The sequence below is a fragment of the Parabacteroides massiliensis genome (assembly GCF_900155425.1).
GTDB classification, from domain to species: domain Bacteria; phylum Bacteroidota; class Bacteroidia; order Bacteroidales; family Tannerellaceae; genus Parabacteroides; species Parabacteroides massiliensis.
The window spans coordinates 555,157-572,323 of record NZ_LT700189.1; the positions used below are offsets into that span (position 1 = coordinate 555,157).

Here is a 17,167-nt window from a genome sequence, read left to right on the forward strand (position 1 = left end):
GTTATGCTTGGATGGATGGAAAGAATGGTTATCTTTGTGATATTGTTTGACTAAAAGTATTAGCTATGAATATAAAAGAAAAAACAGGAAATTTCTTGCTGGACATTGCAAAATTGATCTTTGCCGGTATTATTATCGGAGGCATAATGACCGAAGAAATCAATAGATGGGTGTTGTATTTATTGGGGCTTTTTGCATTTGTATTAATTATTGTGATAGGTTTTGTATTATGTAGTCAAGTAAAAAAGGAGGATTGAACAATGGCTTTTATTATATCTTTTTGTGCAATGTCGATAGCGGCAATATTGATACCGCTCTATTTCGTTCATCGGGATAATAAGCGTAATGCAGCCGCAAATAAGGAAGGACAGTCTTCAAAGAAAGGTTGAAGATAAACTTCATTATAAGAACTATATATGGGGCCGGTCGAGTACTTCTTAGCCGGATCTTTCCTTTCAACATTTAGGCCGTTTCGATTGTTAGATATATAAAAACAAATAACCATGGCATACAAAATTGCATTCTTTGGAGCTAAACCGTACGATATAGCTTCATTCGACAAAGTAAATGAAAAGTACAATTACGACATTCGTTACTACAAAGGACACCTGAATCCGAATAATCTGGTCTTGACGCAAGATGCGGATGCGGTCTGTATCTTTGTCAACGACACCGCCGATGCCGCCGTGATCGATACGATGGTGAACAACGGCGTCAAACTGCTGGCCCTCCGCTGTGCCGGTTTCAATAATGTGGACCTGAAAGCGGCCAAAGGAAAGTTGCCGGTTGTCCGCGTACCGGCCTATTCGCCTTATGCCGTAGCCGAATATTCGCTTGCCCTGATGCTGTCGCTCAACCGGAAGATACACCGTGCCTACTGGCGTACGCGAGACGGAAACTTCTCGCTGAACGGCCTGATGGGATTCGATATGCACGGCAAGACGATCGGTATTATCGGCACGGGAAAGATAGCCAAGATCCTGATCCGTATGCTGAAAGGGTTCGGGATGCGTATTCTGGCCTATGACCTTTATCCCGACATGAAGTTCGCCGAAGAGGAAAGTTTTTCTTATGTCTCGTTGGACGAGCTGTATCGCGAGTCGGACATCATCTCCCTGCACTGCCCGCTGACCGACCAGACAAAATACATGATCGACAAAAACTCCATCGACAAGATGAAGGAAGGCGTGATGATCATCAATACAGGCCGCGGCCAACTGATCAACACCAACGACCTGATCGAAGGCCTGAAGGAAAAGAAGATCATGGCTGCCGGCCTGGACGTGTATGAGGAGGAGGGCGAATACTTCTATGAAGACAAATCGGACAAAATCATCGACGATGATGTGTTGGCCCGTCTGCTTTCTTTTAATAATGTGATAGTTACTTCACATCAAGCTTTTTTTACGAAGGAGGCTCTGCATAACATCGCCGAGACAACCCTTCGGAATATCGACGACTTCCGCCATCACCGTCCGTTGGTGAACGAAGTTATTCTGTAAAAAGACTATGTTTATATCGCTGATTTGTTATATTTTTGTAGCCATTGTCCGGTGTGAGCCAGGCAATGGCTATTATTTTTAGATATAAACAGATATGGAAATAGACAGTCGTACAGGTCTGGTGCTTGAAGGAGGAGGGATGCGTGCCATCTTCACCGTCGGAGTGCTGGACTGCTTTATGGATCATGAGATTTGGTTTCCCTATACGATCGGCGTGTCCGCCGGAGCGAGCAACGGCATTTCGTATGCCTCCCGGCAGCGCGGGCGTTCCCGGTTCAGCAATATCGACCTGCTGGAAAAATATGATTATATCGGTCTCAGGCATTTCCTGCGGGGACGGGGATATATCGACATGAAATACCTTTTTTATATTTATCCGGAGAAGTATTATCCGCTCGACTACGAGACTTACTTCAAGTCGCCGAACCGCTTCGTCATGGTCACCAGCAATTGCCTGACGGGCGAGGCCGAATATTTCGAGGAGAAACAGGATGCGGACCGCCTGGTCGATATCTGCTGTGCCTCCTGCACGCTTCCGGTGCTTTGTCCGGTGACGTATGTCGACGGTATTCCGATGGTCGACGGCGGTGTCTGCGATGCCATCCCGATCCAGCATGCCATCGACGACGGTTTCCGCAAGAACGTGATCATCCTGACACGCAACAAAGGCTACCGGAAGGAAGAAAAAGACTTCTGGCTGCCCGGCTTCATCTACCGCCGGTATCCCGCCATCCGGAAGCAGTTGAAGCTGCGCTACCGCAAGTATAACGAAGTGCTGGACTATATCGACGAGTTGGAAGCGAAAGGAGACGCGATCGTCATCCGCCCGCAAAAGAAAATGGAAGTCGGCCGCACCACCAACGACCGCAAGAAACTCTCCGCCCTGTATGACGAAGGCTATGCCATCGGCCAATCCATCGTCGAAAACAACCGCTTCGATTTCGAAACACCGGTGATTTGAAATCGAAACACCGGTGATTTGGATCCAAAACATATATGTTTCGCATTTGCCATCTACATGTGCCGCTTTATATTTGTCAATCAGAATAATAATGCGTATCTTTGTAGAAAGCTCAAAAGATAAGGATATGGATACAACAATCAAATTTCCATCGAATCTTCCAAGTGATTTTGTCCGTTTATTGCTGTCAATGAGCGATAGGATGAAATTATATGTGATCAAATTGTTGACGGATAGTATGTTGAAATCAGAAAAGGATGCAACCGATGATAAAAATTATACAGAACGGATGTTGAAGAAACACGCCGGATCATGGAATGGCGAAGAATCTACGGATGATTTGATGAATAAGATTCGTGAGAATTCCTCGACTCGTGAACCTTTGATATTCTGATTATGGCTCAGCAATACATCCTTGATAGTAATATTTGTATACATCTGTTGCGTAATCGTAAAGAAGTTGTACGTGCAATAGCTGAAGTCGGATGGCGCAACTGCCATATTACGGAGTTGACTGTTGTAGAGTTGTATTATGGAGCTGAGTGCAGCCAAAACCCACGGAAGAATAGGGCGGAAGTATTCTCATTTTTAGATGATATCGATATCCTGCCGTTTAGTGTCTGTATTAATGAATTTTGCCGACAGAAATTCCGGTTGCGTAAATCGGGCGCGTTAATTGAAGATACAGATTTGTATATTGGCGCTTCTGCTGTAGCGATGGGGTATACGTTAGTTACAGAAAATATCAAACATTTATCCCGCCTGGAAAACATAAACCTGCTGAATTGGGTGAATCGATAACGATTCTAATAAATGGAGCCGTTAAAATTCGGATTATTCGAGGAAAAGCCTTACATTTGTATATTAACACACTAAAAAGATGCGAGTGATGATGAATAATTATGCAAACTACCTGTATATAGCCATTCGCGCTGCTATCGAAGCAGGCAAGGCTATCATGGATATTTATACCGATCCGGAATCCGATTTCGGCATCGAACGTAAAGCCGATAATTCCCCTTTGACAAAAGCCGACAAGAAAGCCCATGCGATTATCTCGATGGCCCTGTCCGTGACGCCTTTCCCGGTGTTGAGCGAGGAAGGGAAGGAAATCCCTTTTGCCGAACGCTCCGGTTGGGATATGCTCTGGATCGTGGACCCGCTGGACGGGACGAAGGAGTTTATCAAGAAAAACGGCGAATTCACGGTTAATATCGCCCTTGTGAAGGAGGGGGTTCCGGTATTGGGCGTGATCTACGTGCCGGTACGGAAAGAGTTGTATTTCGCAGCAGACTCGGTCGGAGCATTCAAGCTGGCGGAGATAGACAACGGATACCAGCCTTCGATGGACGAGATAAAAGCAAAAGCCGTACGCCTGCCCATGTCGATGGGACACCAGGGAGTCGTGGTGGTCGCTTCGCGTTCGCACCAGACGGAAGAAACGACAGCCTTTATCGAGAATCTGCGTAAGCAGGGACAGCCGGTTACACTGATCAGCAGCGGCAGCAGCTTGAAAATCTGCCTGGTTGCGGAAGGAACGGCCGATGTGTATCCCCGTTTCGCACCGACGATGGAGTGGGATACCGCCGCCGGACATGCGATCGCGCGGGCTGCCGGATGCGATGTCTATCATATCGATGGCAAAACACCTTTAAAGTATAATAAGGAAGACCTCCATAACCCTTGGTTCATTGTCAAGCCACTCTGACGGACGGTTTGTTCCGTTTGCTGAAACTTTTGGTTTGTAAGCAAGATAATCCCTAAAATAGGTTATCGTAATGAGAATAGATTTAATATTCTTATTACATTTGCAAACGTAACGGAATAATTGACAATTGACAATGGACAATTAATAGTCTCTGTTCTTAATTGTCAATTGTCAATTGTTAATTGAAAGGATGAACTTTGAAATAATATTTGTGTTGCTGGCGTTAGCCGGCATGATCGCGGCGTTGATATGGGATGGGCTGAGGCCCGGAATCGTGTTGCTTACGGTTGTAGTGCTATTTCTTTGTGCAGGGATATTGACACCGAAGGAAATGCTCGAAGGCTTCAGCAACAAAGGGATGATAACCGTCGGGATGCTTTTTCTGGTAAGCGAAGGCATTCGTCAAAGCGGAGCGTTGGGACAGCTTATAAAGAAATTGTTGCCGGAAGGAAAAACAACTGTCTTCAAGGCGCAATTGCGTATGCTCCCGCCGATTGCTTTTATCTCCGCTTTTCTGAACAACACGCCTGTTGTCGTTATCTTTGCTCCTATCATCAAGCGCTGGGCGGAGTCGGTCAAGCTGCCGGCGACGAAATTCCTGATTCCACTTTCGTTTGTGACCATTTTAGGCGGTATCTGTACCCTGATCGGGACATCGACCAACCTCGTTGTGCACGGTATGATCCTCGAAGCCGGATATGAAGGGTTTACGATGTTCGAGCTTGGAAGGGTCGGGGTTTTCATCGCGCTGGCCGGCATTATTTACCTGTTCGCGTTCTCCAACAAACTGTTGCCCGATTCCCGTACCGACCGCTACGAGGAGGAAGAGGAAGACGGCAATCCCGGTAACCTGCATCCGGTGGAAGCCGTGTTGGGTTCCCGTTTTCCGGGTATCAACAAGACGTTGGGCGAGTTCAACTTTACCCGTCATTACGGTGCGATCGTGAAGGAAGTGAAGAGCGGCGGACAACGGTTCACACGCGATCTCGACAAGGTGACGTTGCACGAAGGCGATACGCTGGTCCTCTGGGCGGACGATACGTTCGTGCCGACGTGGGGCGAATCCAGTGTCTTCCTTTTGCTCGCCAACGGCAAGGACGGAACGGAACCGGTTTCCCGCAAGAAGCGCTGGCTGGCATTGGGCTTGCTGATCTTTATGATCGTCGGCGCCACGGTAGGAGAGCTGCCTGTGGTGAAAGAGGCGTTTCCCGAAATCCGGCTGGATATGTTTTTCTTTGTCTGCATCACGACCATCATCATGGCGTGGACCAAGATTTTCCCTCCTAAAAAATATACCAAATATATATCCTGGGATATTCTGATTACGATAGCCTGTGCCTTTGCCATCAGCAAGGCGATGGAGAATTCCGGTTTCGCAGCTCTGATAGCCCGTCATATTATCGGCATGTCCAGCAGCATGGGGCCGTATGCTCTGTTGGCGATCGTCTTTCTTATCACCAATATCTTTACGGAGCTGATCACGAACAATGCGGCTGCGGCGCTCAGCTTCCCGATCGCCTTGTCGGTCGCTACGCAGCTCGGCGTGGACCCGACACCGTTCTTTGTGGTGATCTGCATGGCGGCATCCGCAAGTTTCAGTACGCCGATCGGCTATCAGACCAATCTGATCGTGCAAGGTATCGGCGGTTATAAGTTCACGGACTTCGTAAAAATCGGCCTGCCGCTTAACTTAATCACTTTTTTGATCTCGGTGTTCGTGATACCGATGATCTGGAAATTCTAAACAGTTGACAATCGATGATTGGCAATTGACAATTAATAAGATTACTGACAATGGAAGATAAACAAAATAACATCTATCCTATTTTCGATAGGATGATGACAAGGGAAGATAAGGAGCGTTTGTTGAAGCAACGCAGTGTGATGGTGTGGTTTACCGGGCTGAGCGGTTCCGGGAAGAGCACGGTGGCGATAGCGCTTGAGCGCGAACTGCACAAGTGCGGTTTGCTGTGCCGCATCCTGGACGGCGACAATATCCGTAGCGGGATCAACAACAATCTCGGCTTCTCGGCCGAAGACCGGGTAGAGAATATCCGCCGTATCGCCGAAGTAAGCAAACTCTTTATCGATACAGGCATTATCACGATAGCGGCTTTTATCAGCCCGAATAACGATTTGAGGGAAATGGCGGCTTCCATTATCGGGAGAGAAAACTTCCTGGAGATATATGTCAGCACTCCGATCGAAGAGTGCGAACGACGCGATGTCAAAGGTTTGTATGCGAAAGCACGCCGGGGCGAGATCAAGGATTTCACGGGAGTTTCCGCACCGTTCGAAGCACCCGAACATCCGGACCTGACGTTAGACACTTCCGTGTTGAGCCTGGAGGAATCCGTTCAGAAGCTGATGGACCTGATCATACCGAAAGTAATCGTTGCAAGACAATCATAAATAATGCGAATCAGCAGTTGAAAACATCTTCAGATTCTTGATTTAAAAGTTTGTAATTCAGTTAATTATCTCATTATTTTATTTTGTAATCTCCTTGAAAATCAGTAAATTAGAAGAATAAAACCACTCATTTTTCTAATTATGATTCCCAAGGAGAAAAAGTTAATACTAATAGGTTTGTATATGTATATCTGTGATGTCCATAAGTCTTCTCTGCGTTTCCACTGCCAGAGATTCAGTAACAATTCCAATCCTGAGTTTACGGATGAGGAGGTTCTTACCATCTATCTGTTCTGCGGGTACTGCCAGAGATACTTCAACATCAAGGAGATACATACCTTCGCTAAGGAGTATCTGTCATCATGGTTTCCAAAATTGCCGTCTTATCAAACGTTTTGCGTACGCCTAAATATGCTTTCAGAAACATTTAAGGTGCTGGTGGAAACCATGATACAATCATTCAAGCCCAAGGATTGCGACTCCATTATATCCATTGTCGATTCTATGCCGATAGTGACCTGTAAAGGGAAAAACCGAGAGGGGAAAGTAGCTACGGAGATAACATCAAAAGGGTATTGCTCCACTAAGAACATGTACTACTATGGCATGAAACTGCATATGGTAGGACAGCGTAGGGAGGGAACCTTACCTTTTCCGGAAATGATAACTCTGACACCGGCTTCGGACAACGACCTGACCGTATTCAAAAGCGAATGCGTGCCATACCTATCCGGAAAGACGGTGCTTGCAGACAAGATTTACAGCGATTTCTCTTTCTTTAATGAGAACAATCCGGTTAAAGTGCTTACTCCGCATAAAGAGATTAAAGGGGAACCGGAAGTTCTCAAACAGAGGGAGAAAGCTGCAAGAGACCTTTTCTCGCAAGCCGTTTCTAAAGTCAGACAACCTATCGAATCCTTTTTCAACTGGCTGAATGAAAAAACAGAAATTCAAAGAGCATCTAAAGTAAGAGCTACCAAAGGGCTGTTGGTACATACCTTTGGAAAGTTGGCTATTGCTCTACTTACATTTGTTAATTTTTAATTTTTGAATCAGAAAGCCAACTGCTGATTCGCATAAATAAGTAATCAAAATAATACAATCCTATAATTATGTCAGATTATAAATTAAGCCATTTACAGGAACTGGAAGCCGAGTCTATCCATATCATCCGGGAGGTAGCTGCCGAGTTCGAGAATCCTGTTATGCTTTATTCTATCGGAAAAGACTCTTCCGTCATGGTTCGCCTGGCAGAAAAGGCTTTTTATCCGGGAAAAGTTCCTTTTCCTTTGATGCACATCGATTCCAAGTGGAAATTTAAGGAGATGATCCAGTTCCGCGACGACTATGCGAAGAAATTCGGATGGAACCTGATCGTCGAATCCAATATGGAAGCCTTTCGTGCAGGCGTAGGCCCTTTCACGCATGGCAGCAAGGTGCATACAGATCTGATGAAGACGCAGGCGTTGTTGCACGCACTCGACAAGTATAAGTTTGATGCTGCTTTCGGCGGAGCACGGCGCGATGAAGAGAAGAGCCGTGCGAAAGAACGCATCTATTCGTTTCGCGACAAGTTCCACCAGTGGGACCCGAAGAACCAGCGTCCGGAGTTGTGGGACATCTACAACGCCCGTGTCCACAAGGGGGAGAGCATCCGTGTGTTCCCGTTGTCCAACTGGACGGAGCTGGATATCTGGCAATATATCCGCCTGGAGAATATTCCGATCGTACCGTTGTATTTTGCCAAAGAACGCCCCTGCGTAGAGATCGACGGCAATCTGATCATGGCGGACGACGACCGTTTGCCGGAACAGTATCGCGACCAGGTCAGGATGCGCATGGTCCGTTTCCGTACCTTGGGTTGCTGGCCGCTGACAGGCGCTGTGGAAAGCAATGCCGACACGATTGAAAAGATCGTCGAAGAGATGATGACGACAACCAAGAGCGAACGTACGACCCGCGTGATCGACTTCGACCAGGATGCAAGTATGGAACAGAAAAAAAGAGAAGGATATTTTTAATTAGTTGAAAGTGGAGAGTTGAAAGTGGCTTCGCGTCACTATTTTCATTTTCAACTTTCAACTTTCACCTTTCACCTTTCAACTTAAAATATATGGCAACATTAAATATAAAAGAATACCTCGACAGAGATGAACAAAAGGATTTGCTTCGCTTCTTGACTGCCGGTTCGGTGGATGATGGCAAATCGACGCTGATCGGTCGTCTGTTGTTCGACAGCAAGAAATTGTATGAAGACCAGTTGGATGCTCTCGAACGCGACAGCAAGCGCATGGGGAACGCCGGCGACCATATCGACTACGCCCTGTTGCTGGACGGCCTGAAAGCCGAACGCGAACAGGGGATCACCATCGATGTGGCTTATCGCTATTTCAGTACGAACAACCGCAAGTTCATCATTGCCGACACTCCGGGACACGAACAGTACACCCGCAACATGATCACCGGCGGTTCGACCGCCAACCTCGCCATCATCCTGGTGGATGCCCGTACGGGGGTGATTACGCAGACACGCCGCCACACCTACCTGGTTTCGCTTTTAGGTATCAAGCATGTGGTGCTGGCGGTCAACAAGATGGACCTGGTCGATTTCGACAAGAATGTTTTCGACAAGATCGTTTCCGATTATAAGGAGTTTGTCGCTCCACTGAACATCCCGGATATCACCTGCATACCGCTGTCCGCTTTGGATGGCGACAATGTGGTGGAGAAGAGTGACCGTACGCCTTGGTACGAAGGGCCGGCGTTGCTGGATTTCCTCGAAACGGTTCCTATCGACCAGGACCGCAACTTCGAGGATTTTCGCTATCCGGTGCAATATGTCCTGCGTCCGAACCTGGACTTCCGCGGCTTCTGCGGGAAAGTGGCCAGCGGCATCGTTCGCAAAGGCGATACGGTGATGGCTCTGCCTTCCGGCAAAACATCCAAAGTGAAGAGCATCGTGACCTACGACGGAGAGCTGGACTATGCGTTCCCTCCCCAATGCATCACCATCACGCTGGAAGACGAGATCGATGTTTCGCGCGGTGAAATGCTCGTCCATCCGGACAACCTGCCGATGGCGGACCGTAACTTCGAAGCCATGCTGGTATGGATGGACGAAGAGCCGATGGACGTAAGCAAGCAATTCTATATCAAGCATACGACCAACCTGACGCGTGCACATGTGGACAGCATCCGCTATAAAGTGAATGTCAATACGATGGAACAGTTGTCAATTGAAAACGGACAATTGACGGCGGACAGCCTGCCGATGAAGCTGAACGAGATCGCTTGTGTGACCTTCACGACCGGAAAGGAACTGTTCTTCGATCCGTACCGGAAAAACAAGCAGACCGGAGCTTTTATCCTGATCGACCCGATCACGAACAACACGTCTGCCGTTGGCATGATACTGGATAAATTGTCAATGGAAGAAGAAGAGGCAGCAGATAATTGTCAATTGCCAATTGTCAATTGCCAATTGAATTTGTCCGCTTTAGGTATCGGCGAAGAGCATTACGAAGCGATTGAAAAGGCATGTAAGGCCCTCGAAAAACAAGGAGTCAAAGTAGAATTAACAAAATAGAAATATAAACCCGGACAATCGTCAATTGCTCTTTTAAGTCGTCAATTGCCAATTGTCCATTGTCAATTATCAAAATGGGATTACTGGAATTTGACAAACTCCCGATCAATACTTTAGTGGGGGCCGACTGGAAAACATTCAAGGCTGTGACAGCCAATAAAACGATCGATAAGGGATTTCGCAATAAATATTTCCTGACAAAATCCGTTTGCCGCCTGCTCAGCCTGTTGCAACCGTTCGAGGATATGCGCTACCGCAAGATTGCGGACAAGCCGTTGGAGATGGACCCTGTGTTCATTCTCGGACATTGGCGCAGCGGGACGACTTTCATGCACAATGTCTTTTCGTGCGACAAGCATTTCGGCTACAATACGACCTATCAGACCGTATTCCCGAACCTGATGCTCTGGGGACAGCCTTTCTTCAAGAAGAACATGGCGTTCCTGATGCCCGACAAGCGTCCGACCGACAATATGGAGTTGAAGGTGGATCTTCCCCAGGAAGAGGAATTTGCACTGGCGAATATGATGCCTTACACGTATTACAACTTCTGGTTCTTCCCGAAGCATATGCTTGAATATTGCGATCGCTATCTGCTATTCGACAACATCAGCGAACACGAGCGGGAAGTGTTTAAGAAAACGTTTCTCAAACTGATCAAGATTTCCCTCTGGAATACGAAGGGAACCCAGTTCCTGAGTAAGAATCCGCCTCATACGGGACGTGTGAAGACACTGGTGGAAATGTTCCCGAATGCCAAATTCATCTACCTGAAGCGAAATCCGTACACCGTGTTCGAGAGCACGCGCAGCTTCTTCACCAATACGATCCAGCCGCTCCGCCTGCAGGACATCTCCAACGAGCAGATCGAAAGCAACTTTATCGAAGTGTATCGCCGTTTGTTCTATAAATATGAAGAACAAAAGCACCTGATACCCGAAGGAAACCTGGTCGAGGTGAAGTTCGAGGATTTCGAACAGGATACTTTTGCCATGACAGAGGATATATACAAGAAATTAAACCTCCCCGGCTTTGAAGAGTCTAAAGCAGAAATCGAGAAATACCTCGGAAAAAAGAAGGGCTATAAAAAGAACCAGTACAAGTATGACGACCGCACGGTGCGGCTTGTGGAAGAAAACTGGGGGATGGCTCTCAAGGAGTGGGGGTATTCTTTATAATTGACAATTGTCAGTTGTCGGTTTTGCCGGCTTAGGGATTTTAGAAAAAACAGAAATTGAAATGAAACAGAAAGCAAAACTCCTCTTTCTCTTGGGAATTGTCAATTGCCAGTTGTCAGTTGTCAATAGCCAAGAGCATGTGGTGCCGTTCAGCTTTGGAGATATGGACCATTGGGTGGTTCGTGAGATACATGAATCAGGCATCATCGGAGGAAACACGAAATATTTGTATGAGCTGGGACCGACCGATACGATCATCGGCAACACGGCCTATACGAACCGGGGAGGTTCGCCGTGGGCAAACTCCAACGTGATGGCCAAGGTGGCTGGCGTGGTGAAGACCAATACCTCTGTTTTCCCGGAAAGGCGGGACGACGGTTGGTGTGCGCGTCTGGAGACACGGATGGAAAGCGTGAAGGTTCTCGGCCTGGTCGATATAGAAGTGGTGGCTGCCGGTTCCGTTTTTCTCGGAACCGTACACGAACCGATCAAGGGAACCAAGAACCCGCAGGCCATGCTGAACAGCGGAGTGGAGTTTACCAAGAAACCCAAAGCGTTGCGCTTTGACTATAAGGTGAAGTTGGCTCCGGAAAAGAACCGCATCCGCAGTACAGGCTTCAGCCGTAAGTCGACTGTTGCCGGACAAGACTCGATCGCTGCCATTCTTTTCCTACAGAAACGTTGGGAAGATAAGAACGGGAACATATATGCCAAACGTGTCGGGACGATGGTGCAACGCTATACGGAATCCAGCGAAGGCTGGGTGAACGACGCGACCTACCCGATCCTCTATGGCGATATTTCGAAGCAACCGGAGTATAAGCCCTATATGCGGATTCAGGTGGAAGAACGCTATGCCATGAACAGCCGGGGAGAAAGTGTCCCTATCCGGGAAGTGGGATGGGCCGAGGAAGACGAATCGCCGACCCACATGGTCTTGCAGTTCACCTCGAGCCACGGCGGCGCCTACATCGGTTCGCCGGGCAATACGATGTGGATCGATAATGTAAAACTTATATATTAGGTGAAAGTTGAAAGTCGAAAGTGATAAATTTTCCCTTTTAACTTTCACCTTCCATCTTTCAACTGGAAAAAATGAAAGCAAAAGATAGAATAACAGCACTTCGCGAAGCGTTGGAACAGCATAATTACAACTATTATGTGCTTTCGGCGCCGACGATATCGGACCGTGAGTTCGACGAGATGATGAAAGAGTTGCAGACCCTTGAAGAGGCGTATCCCGAATATGCCGACCCTCACTCGCCGACGCAACGGGTGGGGAGCGACCTTTCCAAAGAGTTTGAACAGGTGGTGCATAAATATCCGATGCTTTCGTTGGGCAATACCTATTCGGAAGAGGAAGTGAAGGATTTCTACGAGCGCATAGCCCGTGACTTGAACGAACCTTTCGAGATCGTCGCCGAGTTGAAATATGACGGGACCTCCATCTCCCTGACATACGAGGACGGACGTCTGGTCCGTGCCGTGACGCGTGGCGACGGAACGCGTGGCGACGACGTGACGGCCAACGTGAAGACTATCCGTTCGGTTCCTTTGAAGCTGATGGGCGGCCAATACCCGGCAGCATTTGAGATAAGGGGGGAGATACTGCTCCCCTGGGCCGAGTTCGACCGTCTGAACAAGGAACGCGAAGAGCAGGAGGAACCTCTTTTCGCCAATCCGCGCAATGCCGCTTCGGGAACGCTGAAGCAACAGAACCCGGCTATCGTGGCAGCCCGCAAGCTGGATGCCTATTTCTATTATCTGTTGGGAGAGGAGCTACCGGCGGAGACGCATTTCGATAACCTGGAAGCGGCCCGTTCATGGGGATTCAAGATCCCGAACGTGATCCGCGTATGCAACAGCTTGGAAGATATATACGATTATATCGCCTATTGGGACACCGAACGTAAGAACCTGCCGGTTGCGACAGACGGGATCGTTCTGAAGGTAAACTCATTACGCCAACAACGCAATTTGGGCTTTACGGCCAAGAGCCCGCGTTGGGCGATAGCCTACAAGTTCCAGGCCGAACGTGCCGTGACACGTCTTAACTCCGTCTCTTTCCAGGTCGGACGGACAGGCGCCGTTACTCCGGTCGCCAATCTGGAACCGGTCTTGCTGGCCGGGACGACAGTGAAGCGTGCCTCCCTCCACAATGCGGATATCATCGAAGGGCTCGACCTGCATTTGGGCGACATGGTGTTTGTGGAGAAAGGCGGCGAGATCATTCCGAAGATTGTCGGTGTCGATGTCGAAGCCCGCGGGTTGCTGGTCGGCGACAAGGTCTGTTTTATCCGTTCCTGCCCCGAATGCGGCACACCGTTGGTGCGTCTTGAAGGAGAAGCGGCCCACTACTGCCCGAACGAAGCCGGCTGTCCTCCCCAGATCAAGGGGAAGATCGAACATTTCGTTACCCGTAGGGCCATGAACATCAATATGGGCCCGGAGACTGTCGAAGATTTGTATGAAGCCGGCTATGTCAAAGACTCGGCGGATCTCTATACGTTGAAGATTTCCGATCTGCTGCGCTTGGAACGCTGGGCTGACAAGAGCGCCCGCAACCTGCTGGCGAGCCTCGAAGAATCCAAACAGGTTCCCTTCGAAAGGGTCCTCTACGGGCTGGGGATTCGTTTTGTGGGCGAGACGGTGGCAAAACGCCTGGTCTCCGCTTTCCACTCGATGGATCAGCTGGAGCATGCTTCTTTTGAAGAATTGACAGCCGTGGATGAGATCGGCGAACGGATTGCCCAAAGCATCATCGCTTACTTTGCCGACGATCGTAACAGGACGTTGGTGAACCGTCTGAAAGAATACGGGCTGCAGATGTCCGTGGCCGAAGAAAAGCTGGCCAACCGTTCCGAAAAACTGAAAGGCTTGAGCATCGTTATCAGCGGGACGTTCGCCAAGCACTCCCGCGACGAATACAAAGCCATGATCGAGCAGCATGGCGGAAAGAACAGCGGCTCGGTGTCCGGCAAGACCGATTATATCCTGGCAGGAGATAATATGGGACCCGCCAAACTCGAAAAGGCCGCCAAGTTAGGGGTGAAGATTATAAACGAAGACGAATTTTTAAATATGATAGCGGAATGAGGCTGACGAATTATTTGATTAAAAAGAAAGTGCAGTCTTTAGCTGCCGGGGCTGCCGGCCGCAAGCATGAGTCCTGTACGCTGGAAGAAGCAGGTCATGTCCTGGTTCTTTATCAGGCAGACGACCGCGAGATGATCGAACCTTGCTTGGACGCTTTGCGAAAGAAGAACAAGAAGGTGCAGGTTTGTGTCTATGTATCCGGAGGAGCTCCGGTTTCGGAAACGGATGCCTCGTGCATCCCGGTCCATGCCGGAAAGGACGTGAACATCTGGCAGGTCCCTTCCGATGCTGTCCTGAAGCGGTTCAAGACAATCGAGGCGGATATCCTGATCGATCTTACGCGCCCCGACTGCTACCCGATGCAATACCTTATGCTACAGCATCCTTGCAAGTTTAAGGTCGGAGTGAAACATGCCGATTTCGACTTGTACGATCTGTCCATCTCAGTAACAGAGCGTGAAGATATCAAGCATTTATTCGAACATATATTATTTTATTTGCAGGCGATACGCTCAAAATGATATAAATTCCTTATTTTTGCATCACCGTTGACAATTGACAATGGAACTATGGACGAGTAAAGTCACAATTGTCCCTTTATCCATTATTAATTGTCAATTGTCAATTATCAATTGTCAATTATAATCATGGCAGACATAAATTTAAAAGGAATGGGCGTGGCGTTGATCACTCCCTTTAAAGAAGATGAGAGTGTGGACTATGAGGCGTTGGCCCGGCTTGTAGACTACCAGTTGCAGAATGGAACCGATTATCTGGTTGTGTTGGGAACCACTGCGGAAACCCCTACGCTTACAGAAGAAGAAAAGAAGAATATTATCGATTTGGTCGTAACGAAGGTAAACGGACGTATCCCCATCGTCCTGGGAGTTGGCGGAAACTGTACGCGCACGGTCGTCGAAAAGTTGAAAAACGATAACTTCGACGGTATAGATGCAATCCTGTCTGTCGTACCTTACTACAATAAACCGTCTCAAGAAGGAATCTACCAACATTATAAAGCGATTGCGGAGGCGACCTCGTTACCGATAGTCCTGTATAACGTTCCGGGACGTACCGGCGTGAACATGACGGCCGAGACTACGCTGCGTATCGCCCGTGAGTTCAAGAACGTGATCGCCGTCAAGGAGGCTTCCGGCAATATCACCCAGATGGACGATATCATCAAGAACAAACCGGCGAACTTCAATGTGATTTCAGGAGACGACGGAATCACGTTCCCGCTTATTACGCTGGGAGCAGTCGGTGTGATCTCTGTAATCGGCAATGCTTTCCCGCGTGAGTTCAGCCGCATGGTGCGTCTGGCATTGGCGGGCGACTACGATAGCGCCCGCACGATCCACCACAGCTTTACGGAACTGTTCAGTTTGCTCTTTATCGACGGCAATCCGGCAGGAGCGAAGAGCATGCTGAACGCAATGGGCTTTATCGAAAACAAATTGCGCCTGCCCTTGGTCCCGACCCGTATCACGACGTTCGAAAAGATCCGTGACGTGCTACGTCAGTTAAGCATCAAGTGTTAAGATATTCCATGTAGGGGCGGGGTTCTACTCCGCCCAATATCCACCAAGGGGTTCTACTCCGCCCGATATCGCATCAAGGGGTTCTCCTCCGCCCAATGTCATACCAATCGTAAAGGCAGGGTTGTTCTACTCCGCCCGATACACAACCCCGTATAATCTCCCGTATTTAATTTGCGCCTCTATATTCGTTAGGCGTATATCCGACGTTTTTCTTGAATACGCGTGTGAAGTGTTGGGGGTATTTGAATCCCAGTTCGTAAGCGATTTCGCTGACGGTTTTGCTCGTATCCAGGATCTTTTCTTTGGCGATGTCGATCAGCCGTAGTTGGATATGTTCTTGTGCGGACTTGCCTGTTTCCTTTTTTATCAGGTCGCCTAAGTAGTTGGCGGAAAGATGCAGTTGGTCGGCACAGTAACGTACGGATGGCAAACCGATCGTTTGCGGTTTGTCGCTCTGGAAGTAGCTGTTCACGACATTCTCGAACTTGGAAAGGATGTCTTTGTTCACGTTTTCGCGAGTGATGAACTGACGGTCGTAAAAACGGATGCTGTAGTTGAGTAAAAGCTCGATATTGGAGACAATCAGCATTTTGCTGTGTTTGTCGACTCCCCGGTTCAATTCTTCGCTGATGTTATTCAGGCAATCGATGATGACACTGCGTTCCTGTTCGGAGATATGAAGAGCTTCGTTCACCTCATACGAGAAAAATGTATAATCCTTCATATTGCGTCCGAGGGATGTGCCGCGGATCAGGTCGGGATGGAATAACAGGGCGTGGCCTTTCGGTTGGAAATACTCGCCGTTGTCATCGAAGCCGATCACCTGTCCGGGAGCCAGAAAAACCAGCGTGCCTTCCTGATAATCGTAATAGTTGCGTCCGTATCGCAAATCTCCGCATTTGACCTCTTTCAAAAAGACGGCATAGAAGCCGAAGCTCATGCGTGCGTGTTTCATCATCCGGGACGATTTCGACAGATCGAGAACACTAACCAGCGGATGCAGCGTTTCCTGGCCTACCATTTCATTGTACTGGCGAATATTATCCAGTTTAATAATTTCTCCCATAACCTTTTTTATTTGTTGCATGACAAAGATAATATTTTTTTCTTCTTATCGTCCATACGTTTCAGTACTTCCGTAATAATGGTAAGCATAACTGTAATTTATATACAGTCTGAGTCA

The 17,167-nt window shown here is 48.2% G+C and carries 17 protein-coding genes; 16 read left to right on the plus strand and 1 reads right to left on the minus strand.

Annotation, left to right across the window (positions count from 1 at the left end; genetic code table 11):
- Positions 1-65 precede the first annotated feature (65 nt).
- From BQ9893_RS02370 to dapA, 16 genes are all read left to right on the plus strand, one after another.
- Complete coding sequence (locus BQ9893_RS02370) at positions 66-257, plus strand: DUF6722 family protein (protein WP_075964571.1); 192 nt, start codon at positions 66-68, stop codon at positions 255-257.
- Positions 258-503: 246 nt separating this feature from the next.
- On the plus strand, positions 504-1,502 hold the full coding sequence (locus BQ9893_RS02375; protein ID WP_075964572.1) for a 2-hydroxyacid dehydrogenase: 999 nt from the start codon (positions 504-506) through the stop codon (positions 1,500-1,502).
- A gap of 94 nt (positions 1,503-1,596) precedes the next feature.
- A complete protein-coding gene (locus BQ9893_RS02380; protein WP_075964573.1) occupies positions 1,597-2,463 on the plus strand; it encodes a patatin-like phospholipase family protein in 867 nt (288 codons plus the stop codon).
- A 127-nt stretch (positions 2,464-2,590) separates the two neighbouring features.
- Entirely contained in the window at positions 2,591-2,857 is a 267-nt protein-coding gene (locus tag BQ9893_RS02385; RefSeq protein ID WP_075965367.1) for a hypothetical protein, read from the plus strand.
- Positions 2,858-2,859: 2 nt separating this feature from the next.
- Positions 2,860-3,264 carry a PIN domain-containing protein gene (locus tag BQ9893_RS02390; protein WP_075964574.1) on the plus strand — a complete coding sequence of 135 codons (405 nt, stop codon included), beginning with the start codon at positions 2,860-2,862 and terminating at the stop codon, positions 3,262-3,264.
- Positions 3,265-3,355: 91 nt separating this feature from the next.
- Entirely contained in the window at positions 3,356-4,171 is an 816-nt protein-coding gene (cysQ, locus tag BQ9893_RS02395) for a 3'(2'),5'-bisphosphate nucleotidase CysQ (RefSeq protein WP_075965368.1), read from the plus strand.
- A 190-nt stretch (positions 4,172-4,361) separates the two neighbouring features.
- Positions 4,362-5,915, plus strand: coding sequence for an SLC13 family permease (locus BQ9893_RS02400; protein WP_075964575.1), 1,554 nt, complete (start codon positions 4,362-4,364; stop codon positions 5,913-5,915).
- A gap of 50 nt (positions 5,916-5,965) precedes the next feature.
- Positions 5,966-6,583 carry an adenylyl-sulfate kinase gene (gene cysC / locus BQ9893_RS02405; RefSeq protein ID WP_075964576.1) on the plus strand — a complete coding sequence of 206 codons (618 nt, stop codon included), beginning with the start codon at positions 5,966-5,968 and terminating at the stop codon, positions 6,581-6,583.
- Positions 6,584-6,994: 411 nt separating this feature from the next.
- Positions 6,995-7,627 carry a transposase gene (locus BQ9893_RS02410; RefSeq protein WP_244155011.1) on the plus strand — a complete coding sequence of 211 codons (633 nt, stop codon included), beginning with the start codon at positions 6,995-6,997 and terminating at the stop codon, positions 7,625-7,627.
- A 65-nt stretch (positions 7,628-7,692) separates the two neighbouring features.
- Positions 7,693-8,604, plus strand: a complete 912-nt coding sequence (cysD, locus tag BQ9893_RS02415) for a sulfate adenylyltransferase subunit CysD (protein ID WP_208610799.1) — start codon at positions 7,693-7,695, stop codon at positions 8,602-8,604.
- A gap of 92 nt (positions 8,605-8,696) precedes the next feature.
- Positions 8,697-10,169: a sulfate adenylyltransferase subunit CysN gene (gene cysN, locus BQ9893_RS02420; protein ID WP_075964578.1), complete on the plus strand. Its 1,473-nt coding sequence runs from the start codon at positions 8,697-8,699 to the stop codon at positions 10,167-10,169.
- 74 nt (positions 10,170-10,243) lie between these two features.
- Positions 10,244-11,347 carry a sulfotransferase family protein gene (locus tag BQ9893_RS02425; RefSeq protein ID WP_075964579.1) on the plus strand — a complete coding sequence of 368 codons (1,104 nt, stop codon included), beginning with the start codon at positions 10,244-10,246 and terminating at the stop codon, positions 11,345-11,347.
- 61 nt (positions 11,348-11,408) lie between these two features.
- Positions 11,409-12,371, plus strand: a complete 963-nt coding sequence (locus BQ9893_RS02430; protein WP_075964580.1) for a PCMD domain-containing protein — start codon at positions 11,409-11,411, stop codon at positions 12,369-12,371.
- A gap of 71 nt (positions 12,372-12,442) precedes the next feature.
- A complete protein-coding gene (ligA, locus tag BQ9893_RS02435; RefSeq protein WP_075964581.1) occupies positions 12,443-14,443 on the plus strand; it encodes an NAD-dependent DNA ligase LigA in 2,001 nt (666 codons plus the stop codon).
- On the plus strand, positions 14,440-14,964 hold the full coding sequence (locus BQ9893_RS02440; RefSeq protein WP_075964582.1) for a DUF6913 domain-containing protein: 525 nt from the start codon (positions 14,440-14,442) through the stop codon (positions 14,962-14,964). Before ligA ends, BQ9893_RS02440 begins: the two co-directional genes overlap by 4 nt.
- 126 nt (positions 14,965-15,090) lie before the next feature.
- Positions 15,091-15,984, plus strand: a complete 894-nt coding sequence (gene dapA / locus BQ9893_RS02445; RefSeq protein ID WP_075964583.1) for a 4-hydroxy-tetrahydrodipicolinate synthase — start codon at positions 15,091-15,093, stop codon at positions 15,982-15,984.
- A gap of 166 nt (positions 15,985-16,150) precedes the next feature.
- On the opposite strand, the gene BQ9893_RS02450 is transcribed toward dapA, so the two are convergent.
- A complete protein-coding gene (locus tag BQ9893_RS02450) occupies positions 16,151-17,050 on the minus strand; it encodes a helix-turn-helix domain-containing protein (protein ID WP_075964584.1) in 900 nt (299 codons plus the stop codon).
- Positions 17,051-17,167: the final 117 nt, after the last annotated feature.

Excerpts from the sequence above, each read along its gene's own strand:
- BQ9893_RS02370 (WP_075964571.1), top strand. The coding sequence starts at position 66 with ATGAATATAAAAGAAAAAACAGGAAATTTCTTGCTGGACATTGCAAAA.
- BQ9893_RS02375 (WP_075964572.1), top strand. The coding sequence starts at position 504 with ATGGCATACAAAATTGCATTCTTTGGAGCTAAACCGTACGATATAGCT.
- BQ9893_RS02380 (WP_075964573.1), top strand. The coding sequence starts at position 1,597 with ATGGAAATAGACAGTCGTACAGGTCTGGTGCTTGAAGGAGGAGGGATG.
- BQ9893_RS02385 (WP_075965367.1), top strand. The coding sequence starts at position 2,591 with ATGGATACAACAATCAAATTTCCATCGAATCTTCCAAGTGATTTTGTC.
- BQ9893_RS02390 (WP_075964574.1), top strand. The coding sequence starts at position 2,860 with ATGGCTCAGCAATACATCCTTGATAGTAATATTTGTATACATCTGTTG.
- cysQ (WP_075965368.1), top strand. The coding sequence starts at position 3,356 with ATGAATAATTATGCAAACTACCTGTATATAGCCATTCGCGCTGCTATC.
- BQ9893_RS02400 (WP_075964575.1), top strand. The coding sequence starts at position 4,362 with ATGAACTTTGAAATAATATTTGTGTTGCTGGCGTTAGCCGGCATGATC.
- cysC (WP_075964576.1), top strand. The coding sequence starts at position 5,966 with ATGGAAGATAAACAAAATAACATCTATCCTATTTTCGATAGGATGATG.
- BQ9893_RS02410 (WP_244155011.1), top strand. The coding sequence starts at position 6,995 with ATGCTTTCAGAAACATTTAAGGTGCTGGTGGAAACCATGATACAATCA.
- cysN (WP_075964578.1), top strand. The coding sequence starts at position 8,697 with ATGGCAACATTAAATATAAAAGAATACCTCGACAGAGATGAACAAAAG.
- BQ9893_RS02425 (WP_075964579.1), top strand. The coding sequence starts at position 10,244 with ATGGGATTACTGGAATTTGACAAACTCCCGATCAATACTTTAGTGGGG.
- BQ9893_RS02430 (WP_075964580.1), top strand. The coding sequence starts at position 11,409 with ATGAAACAGAAAGCAAAACTCCTCTTTCTCTTGGGAATTGTCAATTGC.
- ligA (WP_075964581.1), top strand. The coding sequence starts at position 12,443 with ATGAAAGCAAAAGATAGAATAACAGCACTTCGCGAAGCGTTGGAACAG.
- BQ9893_RS02440 (WP_075964582.1), top strand. The coding sequence starts at position 14,440 with ATGAGGCTGACGAATTATTTGATTAAAAAGAAAGTGCAGTCTTTAGCT.
- dapA (WP_075964583.1), top strand. The coding sequence starts at position 15,091 with ATGGCAGACATAAATTTAAAAGGAATGGGCGTGGCGTTGATCACTCCC.
- BQ9893_RS02450 (WP_075964584.1), bottom strand. The coding sequence starts at position 17,050 with ATGGGAGAAATTATTAAACTGGATAATATTCGCCAGTACAATGAAATG.